This is a genomic window from Paenibacillus sp. FSL M8-0212, assembly GCF_038004645.1.
Classification (GTDB): domain Bacteria; phylum Bacillota; class Bacilli; order Paenibacillales; family Paenibacillaceae; genus Paenibacillus.
Window position 1 is genome coordinate 5,422,416 of record NZ_JBBORP010000001.1, and the last position, 23,325, is coordinate 5,445,740.

Below are 23,325 nucleotides of genomic sequence, written 5' to 3' on the forward strand. Positions count from 1 at the left end.
ATATGGTAGTAGGCGACGCTTCTCTCAATATCGACACATTAGTAATTGGTGCGGGTCCTGGCGGCTATGTAGCTGCCATCCGCGCTGCTCAACTGGGCCAAAGCGTATTGATCGTAGACAAATCCGAACTGGGCGGTGTTTGTTTGAACCGTGGATGTATTCCATCCAAAGCCCTGATCTCAGCTGCACATCAATATGAGTCTGCACTTCACGGTGAAGCTTTTGGTATCTCTGCTGAGAACGTAAAAGTGGACTTCAGCAAAACTCAAGAATTCAAAAACGGCGTTGTTAAGAAAATGACTGGCGGCGTAGCTGGTTTGCTCAAAGGCAACAAAGTTGAAGTTTTCAACGGTGAGTGCATGTTCATCAACGAAAACGAAGCTCGTGTATTTAATGACCACGAGTCTCCACGTTACAAATTTAAAAATGCAATTATTGCAACAGGTTCCCGTCCAATCGAACTGAAACCTTTCCCGTTTGGCGGACGCATTCTGTCTTCAACAGAAGCTCTGAACTTGCCTGAAGTACCAAAAAGCATGATCGTTATCGGTGGCGGATATATCGGTGCTGAGCTTGGTCAAATGTACTCCAAATTCGGTGCAAAAGTAACAATCATTGAAGGTCTGGATACAGTACTGCCAGGTTTCGATAAAGACATGACTAGCCTCGTGGCTAAAAACATGAAGAAAACAGGCATTGAAATCGTAACGGGTGCAAAAGCTGAAAGTGCTGAGCAAACGGATAAAGATGTAACTGTTAAGTACTCTGTAAATGGTGAGTCCAAAGAAGTAACTGCAGATTACCTGCTGGTAACTGTTGGACGTCGTCCAAACACAGATGGAGAACTGGGTCTCGACATGATTGGTGTTGACGTTGACGAGCGTGGATTTGTCAAAGTTGACCACCAAGGTCGTACCAGCATTCCTCACATCTTTGCTATCGGTGACATCGTATCTGGTCTGGCTCTGGCACACAAAGCTTCTTATGAAGGTAAAGTGGCTGCTGAAGCAATCGCAGGACAACCATCTGTAGTTGACTACAAATGTATGCCAGCTGTTGTGTTCACAGATCCAGAGTGTTCCAGCGTAGGTTACACTGAAAAAGAAGCTAAAGAAAAAGGTTACAAAGTAAAAGCAGGTAAATTCCCTTATGCGGGTAACGGCCGTGCTGTATCTTTGAACCACGCTGAAGGCTTCGTGAAAATCGTAGCTGACGAAGAAAGCGGCCTTGTATTGGGTTGCCAAATCGTAGGTCTGGAAGCTTCCAACTTGATTGCTGAGCTTGGTTTGGCAATTGAAATGGGCGCAACATTGGAAGATCTGGCTCTCACAATTCACGCTCACCCAACTTTGGGCGAAATCGTGATGGAAGCTGCGGAATTGGTTATGGGTCACCCGATCCACATCATCTCCCGTTAAGATCGTCTAAGCTTCGGATCCGTCCGGCATTATACGTATATCAGAAGAGACGAATGACGTTAACGCGTTATTCGTCTCTTTTTTTTGAGCAAGATCCGAAAAATTTAAGATACTCGTGTATGTGATATGATGAAAATTTACATGCTCACAAGTTTTAGTGAATTGATTTTATCCAACAACACAATTGTGGTACACTGTAGTAATGATCAGTTATGATGTGGCTCCAAGCCAATCACGGTCTATGTAATTAGTATTGAAGTTAAACTAATCTTTTACACGAGAACGTAGAGGACAGAAAGAACCTGAAGAAGCGGAGCTAAAAGCTTTCTGAAGGAAAGCTGCATCGGAAGCATACGCTTCGCCTTTATCCCCGGATTTTACCTTTGGAAAAGGAAATCAAAAAAATCTGGGGATAACAGCGATCGGAAGGTTGTTCTGTCATCGGAGTGGTAAGTGTAAATATTTTTTAGTGAGGGGATATCAACATGAAAAACTATCTCGATTTATTACAGGATATTCTGAACAACGGTGTGCATAAAGGAGACCGTACAGGAACAGGAACACAATCTGTATTTGGCAGACAGCTCCGTTATGATCTGTCCGAAGGATTTCCGCTGGTAACAACCAAACGAATTCATCTCAAATCGGTTATTCATGAACTGTTGTGGTTTTTGAGTGGCGATACCAATATATCTTATCTGAAAGAAAACGGTGTGAAGATCTGGGACGACTGGGCGGACGAAAATGGAGATCTTGGACCGGTATATGGCTCGCAGTGGCGCACATGGGAAGCACCAAACGGAGAAAAAATTGATCAGATAGCCGCAGTTATTGATTCGATCAAAAATAATCCGGATTCACGTCGTCACCTTGTAAGCGCATGGAATGTGGCTGAGATCAACAATATGAAGCTTCCACCTTGTCATTTTGCGTTTCAGTTTTACGTTGCAGAGGGTAAATTATCATGTATGCTTACGATGCGTTCCGTGGATACGTTCCTCGGGTTACCGTTTAACATCGCGAGTTATGCGCTCTTAACTCATATGATCGCTCAGCAATGTGATCTTGAGGTGGGTGACTTCATTTGGTCTGGAGGGGATGTTCACATCTACTCTAACCATGTTGATCAGGTTAAAACTCAGCTGGAGCGTGAACCTTATGCTTTACCTAAGCTGGTAATCAAGCGTAAGCCGGATTCTATTTTTGATTATAAGTTTGAAGATTTTGAGTTTGAGAACTACCAGCATCATCCGGGCATTAAAGCTCCAATTGCAGTCTAATTATGTGTTCAATCTCGATAAGAGACTTGGATTGAAGGAGTGTATTACCCTTGAGTATTGAATTGGTATGGGCAATGGGGGAGAACGGTGTGATCGGATTAAACAATTCGATTCCATGGCGTTTACCCAAGGATATGGCCTTTTTCAAACAACGTACGTTAAATAAAACGATTATCATGGGACGTAATACGTGGGAATCCTTTGGTGGTAAGCCCCTTCCTCAGCGCCGTAATATTGTGGTGACTAGAGATCTGAACTACAAGGTGGAACAGGCTGAAATCGTACATACGATTGAAGAGGGTCTGAGTGTAACCAAAGGTGAGGAACTGTGTGTAATTGGGGGTTCCCAAGTGTATCGCGAGTTCTTGCCACTTGCAGATCGTCTAGTGGTGACCAAAATTCATGAGAATTTTGAGGGAGATACGTTTTTCCCCGAAGTGGATTGGTCCGAATGGCAACTGATTGAACAGATTGAAGGCGAACAGGATGAGAAAAATGTTCATGCGTATACATTCGAATTTTATGAACGTAAACGGTAAATATGGCATAAGAAATTCCTGACTTCGGTCGTATTTGTATGATAAGAGACGCTGATTGCGAAATATTCGTGAACAGCGTCTTTTTTATATAAAAAAATGAGTCACTTGTTTAGATTGGAATACATATAACATAAATATAACATGAGTAATTGGTATTTATGTATAATATACATGTGGGCAAGCATTAAACAGTAAAAAAGTGTAAAAGTTTTGAGGTTTTAACGTTGTGAAGCCCTAAAACAAGTCTGATATTCGGAATTAAGAACGATTTATAGCAGAATATGTTGGATTTCATGACAAATTATCTAACATTCACTTAACGTTTCGACCTTTTATTTCTTTAACACACACCAGATTTCGCAGTTCAAAACCACATTTAACACCAAAATAAGGGTATTGACCATGGGTAGACTTGAAAGATATGATGTATAAAATACAAATAATTATGCGGATAATCCATTTAATATTCAGCACAGTAAATGCTACTATAATTGAAATATCTTCGAGAAGATTTTGTGATACAATAGACAAAAACTCAAGTAATGAGTAATCCATTTCATATAGAACCATGCACATGAAGGGATTAAGACAAGAACGGATGGGGGAAAACGTAAGATGTCTACACCTACTGGATTTATGGAATACAAACGTCAACTGCCAGCAGATCGTGAGCCAGCGGAGCGGATTAAGGATTGGGAAGAGTTTCATAAACATATGGCTGAAGAAGAGCTCAGAACACAAGGTGCACGATGCATGGATTGTGGTACCCCGTATTGCCATACAGGTATAGATATGATTGGCGGCACATCAGGTTGCCCCGTGCATAACCTGATTCCAGAATGGAATAATCTTGTATATCGCGGACTGTGGAGAGAAGCACTTGAGCGCCTTCACAAAACGAATAATTTCCCAGAGTTTACAGGTCGCGTCTGTCCAGCTCCTTGCGAAGGATCTTGTACAGTTGGCTTAATCGGTCAGCCTGTAACCATCAAAACGATTGAAGAAGCAATTATTGAAAAAGGTTTCGAAGAAGGATGGGTAGTTCCCCAACCTCCTGAAAAACGTACGGGTAAACGTGTAGCTGTGGTAGGTTCAGGTCCAGCGGGATTGGCTACTGCGGCTCAGTTGAATAAAGCAGGACACTTGGTAACCGTATATGAGCGTTCGGACCGTGTCGGCGGATTGTTGATGTACGGTATCCCAACGATGAAATTGGATAAAAAGGTAGTTCAACGTCGTGTTGATCTGCTTGAAGCAGAAGGCGTTCAATTCATCACGAATACCGAGATCGGTAAGGATATTGCAGCACAACAACTCGTAGATGATTATGATGCTGTTGTATTGTGTGGTGGTGCAACGAAGCCGCGTGAATTCAATATTGAAGGCAGTGACTTGAAAGGCGTTCATTACGCCATGGATTTCCTGAATGGCAGCATTAAGAGTTATCTGGATTCCAATCTGGAAGATGGTCAATATCTGTCCGCTAAGGATAAAGATATTATCGTCATTGGTGGCGGTGATACAGGATCTGACTGTGTAGCTACATCGCTGCGTCATGGTTGTCGTACGATTACTCAATTCGGTACGCATACACAAGCGCCTATGGAACGTGATCGCATTAACAACCCTTGGCCGCAATTCCCGAACGTATACACACTTGATTATGCGCAAGAGGAAGCCAAAGCGTTGTTTGGTCAAGATCCGCGTGAATTCTCCATCATGACAACAAAATTTGTCGGAGACGATGAGGGGAACCTCAAAGAATTGCATACCGTACAGATCGAGCGTATTGTGGATGAGACTGGTCGCAAGATTTATCAGCCGATTCCAGGTACAGAGCGTGTATTCCCGGCTCAGATGGCCATGATTGCCATTGGTTTTGATGGACCGGAACAAACGTTGGTAGAGCAATTGGGACTTGCAACAGATCGTCGCACAAATGTTAAGGCACGTTACGGCAAATACAACACCAATGTGGATAAAGTATTTGCAGCAGGTGACATGCGTCGTGGTCAAAGCTTGGTTGTATGGGCAATTAATGAAGGCCGTGAGGCTGCTCGTGAAGTGGACAAATACTTGATGGGTGCTTCGGTTCTGGTGTAAAAGTATAGAACAAGATATAAACGACAACCTTCGCGATCAGCGAGGGTTGTTTGCTGTTATTTTAACCAATTTGACTACATATTTCATGTAAGTGTGAGCAATATCATTGCTTTTTAAGTGATAAAGATTTATTATTATATTATAATAATTATAAATAAGGATTAACTGAAACCATGAATCCGTACGATAAAAGTAAGGTTTAATGAATATAAATCGGAGGTGCGACCTGCTATGGCAAGTAACCGGGACAAGTCCATTTCAGAACAGATCTTTCACATTAAAAATCAATTGGTTGAAAAAGGATATAAGTTAACACAACAACGGGAAGTTACTGTACGTGTATTACTTGAACATGAAAAGGATCATTTTAGCGCAGAGGAAGTATTTCTCTTGGTTAAGGAGCAGTTCCCTGAGATTGGATTGGCTACCGTATACCGCACTCTCGAACTGCTGAGTGACCTTCAGGTCGTTGAAAAAATTAACTTTGGTGACGGCGCTGCGCGCTTTGATCTACGAAGTACAGATGGTTCCCATCACCACCATCATTTGATCTGTACAGAATGTGGTAAAGTGGAAGAGATTATGGAAGATGGGCTGCTTCGTTTGGAACAACAAATCGAGCGTCAGTATGGCTTTGCTGTTACGGATCATCGTCTGGATTTCCAGGGTGTATGCAAAGAGTGCAGACAAAAACATGTATTAAAGGAACAGGCAGCAGGATAATTCATTTCGGGAAGGTGCTCCCGAATCCAAAATCTGATATAATGAGTTTCAGAAGCAAGGGGCTTCCGTCGGCGGAATGCCCCTTTTTGCCGTCATGCGGACGGTGAAGGAGGAGAGATGGACGGATGAAGACACTGGTTATAGCGGAAAAACCCGACATGGGTCGAACCATTGCCGCCGTCATAGAACCAAAGGCCAAGAACAATCGCACGTATCTGGAGGGTGAGCATTACATCATCACTTGGGCGATAGGGCATTTGCTTGGACTGGCTGAACCGGATGCCTATGATACGAAGTACAAGCGCTGGAATATAGCGGACCTGCCGATCATACCCGATCAGTTCAAGATTGTACCCAATCCGAGGACAAAAGATCAGCTTAAAATGATTGGAGAACTGGCGAAACGGGCTTCAGCGATCGTTAATGCTTGTGATGCAGGGAGAGAAGGGCAGTACATCTTCGCCCTCATACAACAGCAATTGAAGCTGCGTCAGCCTGTAAAGCGATTATGGATATCGGATTTGACGGCAGAGAGCATTAGACGTGGTTTTGATGGTCTGAAGGATGCCTCTGAATTTGAAAATCTGACCCATGCTGCTCGCGCCAGAAGTGAAGCCGATTGGCTGATCGGCATGAATGCCTCACGGGCGTTTACAACCCGCCATAATGCATTGTTGTCTGTAGGCCGTGTGCAGACGCCGGTACTCGCGCTAATCTACGATCGGGAAATAGAGATTGAAGCGTTCCAGTCACAGACCTTTTATGAAGTAGCCGCCTGGTTTCGGCAGGAAGGTGTCGAGTACCGGGGACTGCGTCAGGGAGATAAGTTGACCGATGCGGAGGCAGCAGAGGCCATTGCAGCCAGTGTGAAGGGCAAGACAGGGCAGATTACCAAATACGAAGCGAAGCAGACGAAAGAGTATCCGTATCGTTTGTATGACCTGACCCTTTTACAGCGTGAAGCCAATGCCAAGTTCGGATATGGTGCCAAAAAAACACTGGATATCGCACAGGCCTTGTATGAAAAACACAAGGTAATTTCGTATCCGCGGACAAACTCCAACTATGTTACTGAACAGAATATTGAAGGTATGCACAAAACGCTAAACCTGCTTAAAAATGGTACCTATAGTGAGCTTGCGCAAGGGGCCAAGCCGGAGCTTGTTCATAAGAATAATAAAGGGGTATGTAATCCGAGCAGGGTTGAGGATCACCATGCGATCCTACCTACTTTGAAGCGACCAGGTACCTTATCCAAGGATGAGCAGAACATCTATGATTTGATTGTCAGACGTTTCTTGTCTCACTTTTATCCTCCGGCGGAGTATAAGCAACATACCGTGCTTACCGAAGTGGAGAAACATCAGTTTAAGACATCTGTCAAAGAGCTGCTGTCCCTCGGATGGAAAGTGGTTCTCGGTTCTGGAGATCAGGAACAGGGCGGTGCAGGCAAGAAGAAGAGCAAGAAAAACGGCAATGAGGAAGAGGAAGCTGAAGAGTGGACGGACAAGGCTTTTAGTGTACAACCTGAATTGCCTGTTCAATGTACGAAAAGTGAGTTCAAAGAGAAGGCGACTCAGCCTCCCAAAAGTTATACCGAGGGAACATTGCTCAAAGCGATGGAAAGTGCAGGCAAGCAGATCGAGAATGAAGAGCTGCGAGATGCGATGAAAGACAGTGGTTTGGGTACTCCGGCTACACGTGCTGCTACGATTGAGCGCCTCAAAAACGTAGGTTACATTACGCTACAGGGAAAAAAAATGCAGTTAACGCTCAAAGGCAGAACGGCTATTGAGTTGATTCGCCGCGCGGGTGTAGATCTGTTAACCTCACCTGAGATGACCGGGCAATGGGAAAGAAGGTTATATCAGATTTCCAAAGGTGAGGCGGGGCAGGACAAGTTCATGGAGAACGTTAAGAAATTCACGTTGTCCATCATTGAGAAAGTACGTGTGCAAGCTCCGGCGCCGGCAGATGCTTTTGGAGAAGACTCACGGGCAGGCAGGGGGAAAGGCAAGGGAGCCAGAACCCAAGCAGGGAATACAAGGACATCTGCCAAGGCATCCAGTGGCAGTTCGGCTGTAAAAACGTCCCGTCAGACTTCGGCATCTTCATCAAGAACTGGCAGTGGGAAAAGCACGACCACCAAGACGCCATCTTCAACTGCGAGCCCATCCGGAGTGAGAGAGTTACTGGCACCCTGTCCTTCCCCCGGCTGTACAGGCCAGATCATAGAGGGCAAGAAGGGTTATGGATGCTCACGTTTCAAGGAAGGCTGTTCGTTTGTGGTCTGGAAAGAGTATGCGGGCAAGAAAATCACCAGTACGATGTTAAAATCGCTGATTGAGAAGGGGAGTACCCAGGTACTATCGTTCAAACGAAAAGACGGAAGTACGGTGAAGGCACGTATTATTTTGCAAGACGTGGTAACAGGCAAGTTATCTGGTGAGAAACAGGATGCTTGATCTTATTCATCATAAAGTAAAAGGACCCTTATCCAAGGGTCCTTTTCTGTTGCTGCTGTTGTATATTTTCGTGTATTACTTTTGGTACCTCTTCCAGTGCAGTGATGGTATACATCGACGTTTCCGGATTAGGCTGAAGTTCTACGATGTTGTATTGCCATTCATTCGGTTGTTTGATGTAGATGCTGTGAATTCCGGCTTTTACCGCGGGCATAATATCTGTCCGCAGTGAGTTGCCAATCATCCATGTTGCACGACGATCAAACGGACCATTAGACAGAATGCCTTCCAGTGCCTCGACGTTTTTGTGTTGTCGGATATAGATCCGATCATCAAAATAAGCCGAGAGTTTCATCTGATCAATCTTACGTTGCTGGATCACGGTTTCGCCGCCGGTATATAAGTAGAGGGAATGTCCAGCACCTTTGAGGTTCTCAAGCGTTTCAACCATATGAGGATAGGGTTCAACCTCCTGATCGTACACACTCATACCCAACTTGCTCAGATAAGACTCTTCTCTGGGAGAGGTTAACCTGGCGAACTTGCCGGAAAAATAACGATAGGTATCAATCAGAGATTGCGGGAAATGATGACTTGCAAAACCAAGCTTGTTCACTCCGGTTACATCGATCTCCAGCTGTTTTTCGCGAATCTCTTGCGTTGTCAAAGAATGTCCATCAAACCACTCTTGCATATTCTCAAAGAATTCACCCAAAATCAGGTTGAAGTACTTGTTGCAATATACGAGTGTATCATCAAGGTCAAATAAAATATGTTGTTTCATTATTTTCATGATCTAACTCACTCCTTGTAGCCAGTAACTCCACAATGGTTCAACTAAATTAAATGCGAATGTAGGATTCCAGGAACATATTCAATTCAGATACGCCATCCGGCCGAATACTGTATTTCTCTTTACGGTTACTTCCAAGCAGATGGGTCCGTAGCAGACCTGCGATGCGTAGCGCCATTACCTGATCTTTGACGGTGTCTTCGTCTTTACCCAATTCTTCACACATCTCAGCAAGGGATTTGGGTTCATCCGAAACGTAACGAAGCAGGCGAAGTCTTTCGGGATCAGCCAGTGCATGGGTGAAACGTAAAAGACATGTTGGTGGCTGGTCTTCGTTCTCTTCTGGTGCATCTACTGGATACTGCATGATCATCATACCCTCATAGAAGCAGTACATATTAATAGGGCGATTGTGTACCGTTGGAAACAGGATGACTTCGTTCAGTCCAGGCATCGGTTCAACAAGAACGCCCGCTGTAGCATATTCAATAAGCAGTTCTGGGCCCATTTTATCAAGCAAAATGCGTTTTTCTTCTGCATCTTCTTCCAGCCACACACGCTGATCTTCGCTCATATTCTGACAGTAGTGTTCATCCCATAGTCGCAATAATGGGACATAACTGTTCCGAATGCGCGTAGATTCTTCTATTGAAAGAGCGGGCAGAAGAGGAGACACACGCGCAAACAGGTCTTCCGCTGTCATTCCGGCAAGCATGTCCAGGAAATCACGATTCTCCGATGTATCATTTTGATATGCTGCCCATGCAAACAAAACATCAAAATCATCAAAAGGCCAAGTGGCAGCAGGTGCGAGCGCAGCTCGTACATTGGAACTTAGTTTGCCTTCCACTTCAACGATCCATTCAGGACCAATATCCAGATGCTGAATCCATTTTTTCGTGACATAAACCAGAAAGCTGTTAAGCATTTCATATATCGGTGAAACATCAATTTTCACATGATAAGCCATAATGTTGCAGAATCCTCCCGTCACATCTAAATGTACGCAGCGACTTAAGTACGATTAGTGCGTGTTCAAAAAGTCTGGTTTTCATCTTCGAAGCTGATGATGCCACCAGGCATGATTCGTAATCAAAAGTGAACTTTTTGAACAACCTCTATTATGGCTTGTTTTGCAGGGCGTTGTCCACTATAATGTTCAAGTCCGGGGCAAAGCCCCGATCTTTAAATAGCAGTTTAAAACCATATGTATAACATACAAAAGTCGTCAGCGATGGCGATTTTTCTTTGTGTGCTCGCAGGAGGAATGAATTCGTGTCATTGATTACTCGCCTCAAACTATCACACTCGACAGCCAACTATCTCATTTTGATTGCGGTTATTGTGGTGGCGGGAATAAGTCAGGGGCTTTTGCTGCCTGTGCTTTCGATTTTTTTGGAGCAAAAAGGGGTTTCACCAGGTTTAAACGGATTAAACGCCGCCGCGTTGTACATTGGCTCTTTTGGCATGACTCTCGTTGCGGAGCGACTACTGGGTGCATTCGGGTTCAAAAAGCTGATTGTAGGTGGCCTGATATTAGTCATGGTCCCTTTAATACTATTTCCGTATTTACCAGATATTAAAATATGGTTCATTTTGCGTCTGATCGTTGGAATAGGAGACAGTGCACTTCATTATGCGGCCCAGCTCTGGGTACTGCTTGTAACCCCACCTGAAAAACGTGGACGCTACATATCACTATATGGCATGTCCTACGGGCTGGGATTCAGTATTGGACCGCTGGGAATCAAGCTGCTTGGTTTCGGTGATGCTGTCCCTTTCTGGGTCTTGTTCATCTGTATTGCAGCAGTGCTTATGCTGGTATTAATGAAGCTTCCGGATACAAAACCGGAAAAAGCAGAGCATGGCCAACTGCCGGAACGTCGCTTCCGTCGTAGTCTGGCATGGGCCTGGTATGCACTTTTACCAGCACTCTTATACGGATATATGGAAGCAGGTATGAATAGTAACTTCCCTGTGTATGGGCTGCGGATTGGATTCGATACCAATCAGATTTCGTCGTTGCTTCCTTTTATCGGGATTGGAGGTTTGTTCCTTCAATTGCCTCTCGGAATGTTGAGTGACCGATATGGGCGTAAGAAGATATTGATGTTTGCGGGTATCAGCGGGGGAATCATCTTCATGCTGGTTCCAGTCGCAGGTACACATTTCTGGTGGACGCTTGTATTGTTAACCATCGCAGGTGGCCTGGTTGGCTCCTTTTTCTCACTGGGCCTGGCCTATGCCGCAGACATTTTGCCTAAAGTGTTGCTACCTGCAGCCAACGTTGTGGCATCCTTCCATTTCACGATTGGAAGTATTATTGGACCGAATCTGGGTGGTCAGATGATCAACTGGATTTCACCCGGAAGCATGTTCACCTTGCTCGGAATCCTGTACCTTATTTTCGGCGTGGCAGGTATATTATTTCGTCGTAAACCTGAGTTCGAATCTGTGTTAAAATAGAAGCTGGTGTTCGCATGGAAATTGATGTCCATTTCCGAGTACACTAGTGGTAGGGAAAAACATGGACAAGAGGAGACATCGCGATGATCAGAGTAGAGAACTTGAGTAAATCCGTTGGCGTGGACCGCGTTCCTGTTCTACGGGATATTCGATTTGATATGCAACAGGGTGAAATGATAGCTGTAGTTGGCTCAAGCGGTAGCGGTAAAAGCATGTTGCTTAAATGTTTGGCCATGATGGAAAAATGGGATTCCGGCCGGTTTACGGTGGATGGTGCCGAGATTTTGAAAGAAGGCTGGTCCGGAAAACGGAAAATTAAACGGGAATGGGCATACTTGGAACAGAATCCAGAATTATTTCCCAGACGTACGGCTCTTAAAAATGTATTAATCGGACGATCGGGTCAGACTCCCGTATGGAGAATGGTAACCGGTATGGTACGTTCCGATGATTATATGGGTGCGATGGATTATCTCGAAGGATTGGGATTACTTGATAAAGCACATCTAATAGCAGAGAAGCTCAGCGGTGGCGAGAAGCAGCGTGTTGCTATTGCAAGAGCACTTGCTCATGGTGCCAAAGTGGTTTTGGCTGATGAACCAGTGATTGGTCTTGACCCTCACACAGCAGATTCGGTGCTGGAAACGCTGCGCAAATTATGTGAAGAAGAACGCGCAACTGTCATTGCAGTATTGCCTATTGAACTTGCCGAGAAACATGCCACACGGATCTGGGGATTGGCAGAAGGCAAGATTGCTTTTGATATTCGTGGACGAAGACTTACACAGCAAGAAAAAAACCAGATTTAAACTATTGAAAAGAGTGATGAGATTGTTTAATTCACGGTGGGGACGCTTTGTAGCAGCAGGAACTATGGCGATTATGCTTGGTTCTGTTCTAAGCGGATGCACAGTCATAAGTGACCCCAAGGGTTTGATGAGAAAACCAATGATGTCCACCGATAAGGAGAAACTGTACAACGTGGTTCAGGTTAAACTGCCGCCAGAGAGCACGTTGATTCGTCCCAAGGATATGAATAATACCAGCATGATTCGGGTGGAAGACCTGAACGGGGATGGAACTCGGGAAGCGATTGTTTTTTATGAGACGCCAAATGAGAATGTGCGAATCCATGGCATGATTTTGGAAGAGCAGGGAGGCACATGGGTTAAAAAGCTTACATTTGATGTGCCGGGAAATGAGCTGCAATCCTTTAAAGTATTGGATATTACGAATGACGGAAATCCGGATATTATTCTTGGTGTAAGTCTGCAGGAGCAGAAAGCCCTGACTGCATATTCCTACAAGGGCGGGGCACTGGAGCAGGTATTGGGTGGAGTTCCGTATAATCAATATATCATTGATGATGCGCAGGGGAACACGCTGGATTTGAGCGGAGATGGTAAGAGTGATTTTGTTATCATTTCGCTGAACAACAGCGGCTTTGCAACGATTGCGTTATACCAGTACGAAGATGGCAGCTTCAAGGAAGTTGATCGGGTGCAGACCGATTATACCGTTAAAGAAGTTTATAATGCTCTGGGCGGAGAGATCGCCAAAGGACAGATGGGCATTGTACTGGATGCCGAGCTGGATGATCGGAGTTCCTTCTCGCAAATTATGTATGTTAAAGATAACAAGTTAGTCAATGCTTTCAAATCACCGGATCAAACGTATAGAGATGACAAAATTTTAAGCGGTGATGTTGATAATGATGGTATTATTGAGTTTGGACTTAAAGAGACTCCAAAAGGTTGGGAGCATTACGTATTTGACTCTCGGTTGTGGTTTTACACCTATTATCAGTGGGATGGCAAAGACAGTAAGAAATTTGTCTCATTCCAATTCCGGGATGATGCTGATTTATTTCACCTAAATCTCAAACCAGAGTGGTACGGTAAGATCACTATTGACACCAAATCGGAGAAGGAAAAATATATTCGATTTAAAATGATTGATACGGACGAAACCGTGGCAGAGATCAAATATTTCACCCTTTCCAAGTGGGAACAGGAGAAGGGTAAAAGCTGGAAGGAAATTACGCGTACCAAAGATCGGGTTATTGCTTCACGAGTAGCACAATCAGAGGCGGGTAAAGATGCACTGAGCAATACTTCCCAGCTGAATAGAAAGGGAGAACTTAATGAGTAAAGTACTTATTCTTGAGGATGAAGAATCCATCCGCAGTTTTATAGTGATTAATTTAAAGAGAAACGGATTCGAAGTGCTTGAAGCGGGTGACGGTCATGAAGCGCTTCGCATACTACAGACGGTACCGGATATTGATCTGGCTCTGCTGGATGTTATGGTACCAGGTATTGATGGATTCGAGGTGTGTCGACGGATCCGTGAAACCAATGAACGTCTGGGCATTATCTTTTTGACCGCGAAAGTTCAGGAACAGGATAAAGTGTACGCACTCTCCGTTGGTGCAGATGATCACGTTAGCAAGCCTTTCAGCCCAACAGAGTTGATTGCACGTATTCAGTCATTGTTACGCCGTGTGAACGTGCATCGGGAAACCGCGGCGAAGGTTACGTTCCAGTCTGGGCCATTTTCACTGGATCTGATCTCGAAGCAATTCAAGAAACAGAATGAAGCCATTGAGTTGACTCCAACGGAATTTTCCCTGATTCAGTTTTTCCTGGAAAAAGAAAATACACCGCTTAGCCGCGATGTGTTGTTAGATCACGTATGGGGAAAAGAGTACATGGGTGATCCCAAAATTGTGGATGTCAACATTCGTCGTTTGCGTCAAAAAATTGAGAACAATCCTTCCGAGCCCGAATACCTGCAGACAGTTTGGGGTCACGGGTACAAATGGAAGGGCCGGGAGCAATGATTAAAAAAGGCATTACTCGGCAGATCGTACTACATTATTTCTTTGTAGTTTTTCTCGCTCTGCTGTTGGTCGAATTCGTATTTATGTTGGCAGTACAAAGGTATTATTATGAAAGTATCTACAATACGATCAGTACCCACATTTCTAATTCAAAGGACTTTTTCGAGCCGATTGCCCGTGAAAATAATACGGAGGATGGCAATAATCTGTCCAGACTTCTTGTGAACTTGGCATTGTCCAATACTGAATTGGAAATTTTGGATCTGAACGGGCGCGTATTGGCGAGTTCGACTGCTTTTGAATCTGACCGTGCTGTGCTGCAAACCAGTGATATTATGCAGGCTCTGAATGGGGATATGGGACGCTGGATTGGAAGACAACCAGGTACTGGAGAATCCGTCATGGCCGTTTCACACAAGTTTGATCTGGGCGGCGAAAATACTTATGTTATTCGATATCTGACTTCACTCGAAGATGTGAATTCAAAGCTGTTGAATATGGGACTACTCGCCGCTGCGGTCGGTGTTGGCGTGCTTGCTATAGTGTTGATCATCAGTATTGGTATGGCAAATTCCATTGTACGTCCAATCAACAACATCACGGCAGTATCTGCCCAAATGGCCAGAGGACGGCTGGATGTCAGGGTTAAGGGGAATTATAAGCACGAACTGGGCGAATTGGCATCAACACTTAACTTCATGGCACATGAGATTGTGCGCAGTAATCAGATCAAAGATGATTTTATCTCTTCGATCTCACATGAATTAAGAACACCTCTTACCAGTATTAAGGGCTGGAGCGAGACACTGGATTCGGGCGGTTATGATCCGGAAGAAACCCGTATCGGTATGGGTATCATTTCCAAGGAAACCGAACGACTGATTGGACTTGTTGAAGAGATGCTGGATTTCTCCAAATTGCAGCAGAATCAGATGAAGCTGGTCAAAGGAACGGTCAACATTCGTGAAATTGTACAGGAAACGATGTTGAATGTCTGGGCCAAAGCGGAACAAAAACAGGTCCATCTCAAGTTGGAAACGGACGAGACTCGTGCTTATAATGTCAATGGAGACGGCAATAGACTAAAACAAGTCTTCTTAAACGTTGTGGATAATGCGATCAAATTTTCACATGAGAATTCCTGGATCTTTTTGTCCGTCAAAGAGGAGAATGGTCAGATCATTGTAGCTGTTCAGGACACCGGTATCGGAATTAGTGAAGAACACCTAATCAAAGTACGGGACCGCTTCTTCCAAGTAAATCATCAAAATGGGGGAACGGGATTGGGTCTTGCGATTACACAAGAACTGGTAGAACTGCATGAGGGAACGATCACGATGCAGAGTGAACTTGGATCTGGTACAACCGTTACGGTTACATTACCGGCTGTGTCTGAGGAAATGGTTCCAGAAGAATCTGTAACACAATCTGGGGATGCTGAAGTCACAGATGAGCGAACAGCAAGCGAGGCAAAATCGGATCTAGAAAAGTCTTAAGGTTTTAAAAGATAAGAGATTTTTCTACCTGATGCTCGAGCATGTACGCTTTATAACATCCATATCAACACCAAAAAAGGCGAGCCATCTGAGGCTCGCCTTTTTCATATTATGTTTACTTCATTATGAAGAAAGTTCACCAGCGCGCAAGCGCCCACTTTTCTCATATACTTCTTTCAACATACGAACAGGTTGCGTACGGACAGCCGGTTTGGCAGAGACGATCTCGTTAGGTCCAACGACCACAATTTCATCCGCCGTACCTTTAACGATTGCACCGTCCTTGATTATTGCACCTTCACCGATGATGGCGCGTTCGATGTGAACCCCACGGCCTATGCGTGCGTTAGGCATAACGACACTGTCTTTAACTTCAGAGCCTTTACCCACTTCTGCGCCGCAGAAGATAACGGAACGTTCTGAACGACCTTCGATTGCACAAGAGTCGTGAATCATGGAAGTAACATGTTCGATCTTTGTATTTCTTGCTTTGTAAGCACTTGGCTTGGAGCGCCAGCCGCGAGTAAACATCGGCCAGTTTTCTTTTTGCAGACTCCAGTCTTCCTCGTTATAGAGCAGATCCATATGTGCATCCCACAGACTTTTAACTGTACCTACATCTTTCCAATACCCATTAAAGTTATAGACAAAGAGGGGATTGTTTTCGTTCAACATCTGTGGAATAACATCTTTACCGAAGTCATGGCTGGACTCAGGATTAGCAGCATCTTCCAAGAGATGGCGCTTCAGATACTCCCATTTGAACATGTAAATGCCCATTGAAGCCAGATTACTTTTTGGTTCAGCCGGTTTCTCGGCAAACTCCGTTACACGCAGATCAGCATCGGCAGCCATAATCCCAAAGCGATGTGCTTCGTCCCATGGAACTTCCATAACTGAAATCGTTGCTGCTGCGTTATTAGCCTGATGAGCCTCCAACATATCACGATAATTCATATGATAAATATGGTCACCCGACAAAATTAGAACATTTTCGGGGTTTTGTTGATCAATATAGTCGATATTTTTATAAATAGCATCCGCCGTTCCCAAGTATTCGTCATTTCCTGTATGATAAGATGGAAGTAAGGAAATTCCTGCCTCACTTGAGTTGCCATGTCCCCATGGTTCTCCTCCACCGATATGATCGTGTAACGATTCCGCTTGGTACTGCGTCAATACTCCTACAGTATCGATCCCTGAGTTTACGCAGTTACTGAGAGGAAAATCGATGATCCGGTAGTGCCCGCCAAACGGTACAGCGGGTTTTGCGATACTCGAGGTTAAAGGGGCTAATCGCTTCCCTTCTCCTCCCGCCAACAGCATAGCGATGCAATCTTTATTAAACATAATCGTTTCCCTCCCAAAATATTGTGCATTGTAGTACATCATTAACGCAAAGTAGAGCAAATGAAACTATTGTTACTGTAAAAATTCAGAAAAAAGACAACATTTTCTAAACCACCGCATTTTTCTTTTCAACTTGGCTAGAATGGGGTAATGGTAACTGTTATATCTATTTTCTTGAGAAGAAGGTGATCTCTTGGCCATTCAACCGTTAGCACACCCGGACTTATTGCCGGAGCATATTTATTTATTTCATGAAGGTAACCTTCATCACAGTTATCGAATGTTGGGCGCGCAACCTGAGACTTGCGATGGCCGTCAGGGGTATCGCTTTACCGTATGGGCACCAAATGCCGCAGAAGTAGGACTGGCTCTGGACCGCAATGAATGGAAAGGCGAAAAGGAACCTTTATATAAGATACCCGAATCAGGATTTTGGAGTCGTTTTTTTCCGGAAATCAGTGAAGGAACTTTATACAAGTTCCGTATACTAACGGAAGATGGCACAGAATTGCTCAAAGCGGACCCATATGCGTTTCAAGCGGAGGTTCGACCTCAGACAGCTTCTGTCACCAGTTCAATCGAAGGGTATAAATGGAATGATGGAGCCTGGAGACGCAAACAACGTGCCATGTATAACAAACCTCTACATATTTACGAAATGCACATGGGAACCTGGAAGCGCAAAGAAGACGGAAGCCTATATAGTTATCGCGAGATAGCTGATTTGCTCGTTCCTTACTTATTAGAAATGAAATATACACATGTTGAGATGATGCCCCTCAGTGAGCATCCCTATGACCTTTCGTGGGGATACCAAAACACAGGCTTTTACGCGCCAACCAGTCGTTATGGGCATCCAAAAGATCTGATGTACCTGGTGGATACACTACATCAGGCTGGAATTGGCGTATTGCTGGATTGGGTTCCTGCACATTTTGCCAAAGACGCTCATGGGTTGCGTATGTTTGATGGTACGCCTTTGTATGAGTATGCAGATCCGATGTTAGCAGAGAAGCCGGGCTGGGGTACACTTAGCTTTGACTACTCGAAACCTGAGATTCGTTCATTTCTGATCTCCAATGCGTTATATTGGATGGAGATGTATCATTTTGACGGACTCCGTGTTGATGCGGTTACGAGTATGCTTCGGCTTGACTTTGAGAAGCAGCCAGGACAATATCGTACCAATGATGAAGGTGGTCTTGAGAACAAGGAAGCCGTAGCCTTTTTGCAGCAGCTGAATGAGACGGTGTTCAAGTATTTCCCTTATGCATTGATGATGGCTGAAGAATCCAGTGCATGGCCAATGGTGACTTTACCTGTAGATGAAGGTGGTCTGGGTTTCAATTACAAATGGAACATGGGCTGGATGAACGATACGCTTGATTACATGGAATCTGATTTTCATGAGCGTCCTTCCAAACATCATTTGCTGACTTTCCCGGTCGTATACTCCTTTGCTGAAAATTATGTGCTACCTCTGTCACATGACGAGGTTGTTCATGGCAAAAAGTCGCTCCTCGACAAGATGCCAGGAACCTATGAGCAGAAATTTGCCGGCATGCGTGCTTTTCTGGGCTATTTTATGACTTTCCCAGGGAAAAAGCTGTTGTTTATGGGTGGAGACTTTGGCCAGTTCATCGAATGGAAAGATGAGGATCAACTGGATTGGTTCTTGCTGGATTATGACAGTCACCGCAATTTGCATAAGTTTGAGCGTGAGCTGTCTAACCTTTACTTGAGTGAAAAAGCTTTGTGGGAGCTTGATCATTCCTTGGACGGTTATGAATGGATCACTCCGGATGATCAGGACCAGAGTGTCATTTCATACGTACGCAAAGGAAAAAAACCTGCGGATACACTCCTTGTGCTCATTAACTTTCAGCCGGTCAAGCGGGAGCGTTACCGGATTGGTGTCATGCGTCCCGGTATGTATACCGAAGTACTGAACAGTGACCATTCCGTTTACGGCGGTTCAGGCATTACTAATGATATGCAACTGCCTACCGAAAAGATTCCTTTTCATGGGCATCCGCATAGTCTCGAATTGGTATTGCCTCCGCTGAGCATCGTGATTCTAAAAAAGAACACGCGTCGGAAAACGGATGAATCACCTGCGAGTATCACTTCCGTCAGTTCAAAAACGAAGAATAAAAATGAAAGCAACACGCTCAAACCGAAGAGGAGGACAAAGGCATGAATATTCTATTTGCTGCTGCTGAAGTACATCCATTTATCAAAACAGGAGGCCTTGCTGACGTAATCGGTGCTCTCCCGTTTGCATTGAAGAAGAGCGGGGCAGATGTGCGGGTGATTATGCCTAAGTACAAGGGGATTCCCGATGAGTATAAAGACGCGTTACAGCCTGTAATTACAACGGATGTGCCTCTTGGCTGGCGCAGACCCTATTGTGGGATTGAAATGCTGGTTCATGATGGAATTCCAGTGTATTTTGTGGATAATGAGTATTATTTTGGGCGTGATGGAGTGTACGGGTATATGGATGATGGCGAGCGTTTCGCCTTCTTCAACCGTGCGGTTCTCGAAGTGTTGCCACAGATTGAGTTCAAACCTGACGTGCTGCACAGTCATGACTGGCATGCAGGAATGATTCCTTTGGTGCTTGAAGCCCATTACAGACACGATTCATTCTACAGTGATATTCGTACGGTATTCACCATACATAACTTGTTGTACCAAGGGGTATTCCCGCATGAGTTATTCAGTGAAATCCTTGAGCTGGACGATCGATATTTCACCGTGGATGGAGCCGAATATTATGGTAATGTAAATTTCTTGAAAGCAGGAATTGTGTATGCTGACCATGTGACAACCGTAAGCCCAACATACGCACAGGAAGTGCAAACGTCTTATTATGGATATGGCCTGGACGGACTGCTCAGTTCACTTGGAGATCGTTTCAGCGGGATTGTGAACGGAATTGATACCAAGAGTTACAACCCGGCAACGGACACCAAAATTCCAGTGAAATACAGAACAAGTCTGTCCAAGAAAACGGAGAACAAAATTGAGCTGCAAAAGGAACTTGGACTTCCTGTTCGTCCTGATGTACCACTCATGGTGATGGTGACAAGACTCGTCGACTCTAAGGGGCTTGATCTGGTCTGCCGTATCCTTGATGAATTGCTGTACTATGATGACATTCAATTCGCGGTACTGGGAACAGGAGAGCCTATGTATGAACACTGGTTCCGTGAAGCCGCTAATCGTTATCCGCTCAAAATGTCTGCCCAGATCACCTTTAACGATGGATTATCCCGCCGTTTCTATGCAGGCAGTGATATCTTCCTGATGCCATCGAGGTTCGAACCTTGTGGTATTAGTCAGCTACTGGCTCTGCGATACGGTAGTGTGCCTCTCGTAAGGGAAACAGGCGGTCTGAACGATACTGTGCAGGCATTCAATGAGTTTACTGGAGAAGGGAATGGTTTCTCATTCACAAGCTTTAATGCACATGACATGATGAATACCATTCGGCGTGCTGAGGAGATCTACAAACAGCCAGAACACTGGAAGAAAATTGTGAAAAATGCAATGGGCGGAGAATACAGCTGGAATGTCTCAGCTGAAGAATATATGGACATTTATCGTCGGATCACACTTGAGCCTGTAAACTGATGGACTCCTAAATAAGTCGCAGCATATTATGCTGTGGCTTTTTTTAATCAAATAAACAAAACACTTCCAAAGTTCAGAATGAAGTATCATCTGAGACGGTGGAAGTGTTTTTCTTTTATATGACTGCTGAATTTAAACCTCAGTTGTGTTGGATATTTGCCGGATCAAGTTGTCTGTACAAAATGCGGTACCCATAGGGGTCAAGCTTAATATTCATCATTCCATCGGTTGGAAACACAGGATCTTCAGTTAATGCATCTTTCCAGTCTTTTGTTTCCATGGGATGAGAAAGCGTTCGATCTTGAGGTGTATTGTTCATCCATACGGTAAAGTGGAGGTTGTCATCTACACGTTCGTACACGATACAAGGATCATTATGATCAGCCTTGAGGAAACGGAAGCGTCCTTTGCGCAGCGCTTCATTGCTTTTGCGTAAATCGATCATCAGACGATAAAAATCATAAAGTTCTCTGTCTTGCTTGGCCGGGTCCCATTCCATACATTTTCGACAATCCGGGTCAGCATCACCACTAATTCCAACTTCGTCGCCGTAGAAGATACAAGGTGTTCCGATATAGGTGAAAAGAAATACAACCGACAACTTTAATCGGCGTTTGTCTTCCCCTAACCGGGTGAGCAGGCGAGGGGTATCATGGCTGCACAGCATATTAAAGATGACCTCATTCGTTTGTTGTGGGTATCGCATAATCAATGAACCCATCTCGTTGGCAAAATGATAACCATCCATTGATCCACAAAAGAACTGAAGCACTTTGTCAGCAAATGGATAATTCATGACCGAATCGAATTGATCTCCCATAAGCCAGGTCAAGGAGTCGCTCCATACTTCACCAACAATATAGGCTTCAGGATTCGCCGCTTTCACAACCTTGCGAAAATCACGCCAGAAATGGTTGTCCACTTCATTTGCTACATCCAGCCGCCAGCCGTCCAGCTTGATTTCCTTGATCCAGTACTCAGCCACATCAAGTAGATATGCCTTAACCTCAGGGTTGGCTGTATTGAACTTGGGCATGTTGCCATAGAACCCAAATGTATCGTAGGTAGGTATACCATCCTTGATTTGAACCGGATATTCATTGATGTGGAACCAATCGGCATACTTAGAGTTTTTTCCATTCTGGATAACGTCTTGAAAAGGAGGGAAGTCTTCGCTGCAATGGTTAAACACCGCGTCAAGCATGACACGTATACCCAGGCGATGACATTCTTCTGTCAATTGTTTGAGCAGGGCATTATCACCGAAATGGGGGTCGACGTTTTTATAGTCAATCGTGTCGTATTTGTGGTAGGAATTGGCCTGGAATAACGGGGTAAAGTAAATGGCGTTCACGCCAAGTTCAGTTAGGTCATACAGATGATCCAGCACACCTTGCAGATCTCCACCAAAATAATTGTCCAACTCAGGTTTGCCACCCCAATCATGGGTTTCTTTTGGATTGAGCTTGGGATCTCCATTAGCAAACCGTTCCGTCATGATCTGATAAAAGACGGCTTCTTTGGCCCACTCGGGCACCTTAAACACATCGATCTCGTGTATATATGAGAACTCATAATATCCTCCAGTTGGATAGGGGGTCTCATAATGAATTCCATTATCCGCTAGGAAAACATCTTCTGAACCGGCAGTTATCCGAAATATATAGGTGAGACGTTTGAATTGTGGCTTGACGGCAGCCTCCCAATAATCAAACATGTTATCTGAAGCAGCCTTCTCCAATTGAATTTCCTTGTACGTTCCATTCCAATCGTACTTATCTCCGGTCAGTGCAGTCACGTATTGCACATCATTACGTTTGGTTCGTACGCGCAGATGTATGGTAGAAGAATTATAGGCATAAGCCCACTTGTCACGAGGAACATGATACATGGCTTCGAGCAGCATGACAGCACCTCCTGAATATAGGATAAGTTATAAAGGTTGTTCAAAAGCCCACTTTTGATTACAAGTGATGCCTATCGGCATCATTGGCATCGAAGATGGAATTCAGCCGAAATGTCCGTTGCTCACGTAGTTTTGCCTACGCTCCGCTACTCCATTTCTAGCTTCATCGCATCTTCTCGGTACTGAAAACCGGTCTTTAGAACACGTACTTATAGTTATATTTAACCAAGTTAGCCAGCAAACGAATCACATTTACTGTAATAAAATGTATTATTTTCATCGTTTTCAAATGTTTCTTTCACAGC

The 23,325-nt window shown here is 44.5% G+C and carries 17 protein-coding genes; 13 read left to right on the forward strand and 4 right to left on the reverse strand.

Going from position 1 to position 23,325, the window contains the following annotated elements:
* The first annotated feature begins 2 nt into the window (after positions 1-2).
* From lpdA to MKX68_RS23935, 6 genes are all read left to right on the forward strand, one after another.
* Positions 3-1,418 carry a dihydrolipoyl dehydrogenase gene (gene lpdA / locus MKX68_RS23910; RefSeq protein ID WP_036613658.1) on the forward strand — a complete coding sequence of 472 codons (1,416 nt, stop codon included), beginning with the start codon at positions 3-5 and terminating at the stop codon, positions 1,416-1,418.
* A 485-nt stretch (positions 1,419-1,903) separates the two neighbouring features.
* Entirely contained in the window at positions 1,904-2,698 is a 795-nt protein-coding gene (gene thyA / locus MKX68_RS23915; RefSeq protein ID WP_036613661.1) for a thymidylate synthase, read from the forward strand.
* Between the two features lie 50 nt (positions 2,699-2,748).
* Entirely contained in the window at positions 2,749-3,237 is a 489-nt protein-coding gene (locus tag MKX68_RS23920; RefSeq protein WP_338587227.1) for a dihydrofolate reductase, read from the forward strand.
* A gap of 615 nt (positions 3,238-3,852) precedes the next feature.
* On the forward strand, positions 3,853-5,340 hold the full coding sequence (locus MKX68_RS23925; protein WP_289389509.1) for a glutamate synthase subunit beta: 1,488 nt from the start codon (positions 3,853-3,855) through the stop codon (positions 5,338-5,340).
* A gap of 231 nt (positions 5,341-5,571) precedes the next feature.
* A complete protein-coding gene (fur, locus tag MKX68_RS23930) occupies positions 5,572-6,063 on the forward strand; it encodes a ferric iron uptake transcriptional regulator (RefSeq protein ID WP_036613667.1) in 492 nt (163 codons plus the stop codon).
* A gap of 125 nt (positions 6,064-6,188) precedes the next feature.
* Positions 6,189-8,528 carry a type IA DNA topoisomerase gene (locus MKX68_RS23935; RefSeq protein ID WP_340914279.1) on the forward strand — a complete coding sequence of 780 codons (2,340 nt, stop codon included), beginning with the start codon at positions 6,189-6,191 and terminating at the stop codon, positions 8,526-8,528.
* A 28-nt stretch (positions 8,529-8,556) separates the two neighbouring features.
* On the opposite strand, the gene MKX68_RS23940 is transcribed toward MKX68_RS23935, so the two are convergent.
* On the reverse strand, positions 8,557-9,321 hold the full coding sequence (locus tag MKX68_RS23940) for an HAD family hydrolase (protein ID WP_036613669.1): 765 nt from the start codon (positions 9,319-9,321) through the stop codon (positions 8,557-8,559).
* Positions 9,322-9,370: 49 nt separating this feature from the next.
* Complete coding sequence (locus MKX68_RS23945; RefSeq protein WP_338587222.1) at positions 9,371-10,291, reverse strand: ArsR/SmtB family transcription factor; 921 nt, start codon at positions 10,289-10,291, stop codon at positions 9,371-9,373.
* A 305-nt stretch (positions 10,292-10,596) separates the two neighbouring features.
* Here MKX68_RS23945 and MKX68_RS23950 point away from each other — a divergent pair, with 305 nt between their 5' ends.
* The 5 genes from MKX68_RS23950 to MKX68_RS23970 all read left to right on the forward strand — a co-directional run bounded on the left by MKX68_RS23950 (position 10,597) and on the right by MKX68_RS23970 (position 16,125).
* Positions 10,597-11,787 (forward strand): MFS transporter, encoded by a 1,191-nt coding sequence (locus MKX68_RS23950; protein WP_340914280.1) that lies wholly within the window; start codon positions 10,597-10,599, stop codon positions 11,785-11,787.
* 83 nt (positions 11,788-11,870) lie between these two features.
* On the forward strand, positions 11,871-12,596 hold the full coding sequence (locus MKX68_RS23955; protein WP_340914281.1) for a phosphonate ABC transporter ATP-binding protein: 726 nt from the start codon (positions 11,871-11,873) through the stop codon (positions 12,594-12,596).
* Positions 12,597-12,612: 16 nt separating this feature from the next.
* Positions 12,613-13,938, forward strand: coding sequence for a hypothetical protein (locus tag MKX68_RS23960; RefSeq protein ID WP_124115250.1), 1,326 nt, complete (start codon positions 12,613-12,615; stop codon positions 13,936-13,938).
* Complete coding sequence (locus MKX68_RS23965; RefSeq protein ID WP_017688086.1) at positions 13,931-14,629, forward strand: response regulator transcription factor; 699 nt, start codon at positions 13,931-13,933, stop codon at positions 14,627-14,629. The genes MKX68_RS23960 and MKX68_RS23965 overlap by 8 nt, the downstream gene beginning before the upstream one ends.
* Positions 14,626-16,125, forward strand: a complete 1,500-nt coding sequence (locus tag MKX68_RS23970; RefSeq protein WP_340914283.1) for a sensor histidine kinase — start codon at positions 14,626-14,628, stop codon at positions 16,123-16,125. Before MKX68_RS23965 ends, MKX68_RS23970 begins: the two co-directional genes overlap by 4 nt.
* A 123-nt stretch (positions 16,126-16,248) precedes the next feature.
* On the opposite strand, the gene MKX68_RS23975 is transcribed toward MKX68_RS23970, so the two are convergent.
* Positions 16,249-17,475 (reverse strand): glucose-1-phosphate adenylyltransferase, encoded by a 1,227-nt coding sequence (locus MKX68_RS23975; protein WP_338587215.1) that lies wholly within the window; start codon positions 17,473-17,475, stop codon positions 16,249-16,251.
* A 193-nt stretch (positions 17,476-17,668) separates the two neighbouring features.
* Here MKX68_RS23975 and glgB point away from each other — a divergent pair, with 193 nt between their 5' ends.
* Positions 17,669-19,675, forward strand: a complete 2,007-nt coding sequence (gene glgB / locus MKX68_RS23980; protein ID WP_338587213.1) for a 1,4-alpha-glucan branching protein GlgB — start codon at positions 17,669-17,671, stop codon at positions 19,673-19,675.
* Positions 19,672-21,114 (forward strand): glycogen synthase GlgA, encoded by a 1,443-nt coding sequence (gene glgA / locus MKX68_RS23985; protein ID WP_340914286.1) that lies wholly within the window; start codon positions 19,672-19,674, stop codon positions 21,112-21,114. Before glgB ends, glgA begins: the two co-directional genes overlap by 4 nt.
* Before the next feature lie 139 nt (positions 21,115-21,253).
* On the opposite strand, the gene MKX68_RS23990 is transcribed toward glgA, so the two are convergent.
* A complete protein-coding gene (locus tag MKX68_RS23990; protein ID WP_340914287.1) occupies positions 21,254-23,020 on the reverse strand; it encodes an alpha-glycosidase in 1,767 nt (588 codons plus the stop codon).
* Positions 23,021-23,325: the final 305 nt, after the last annotated feature.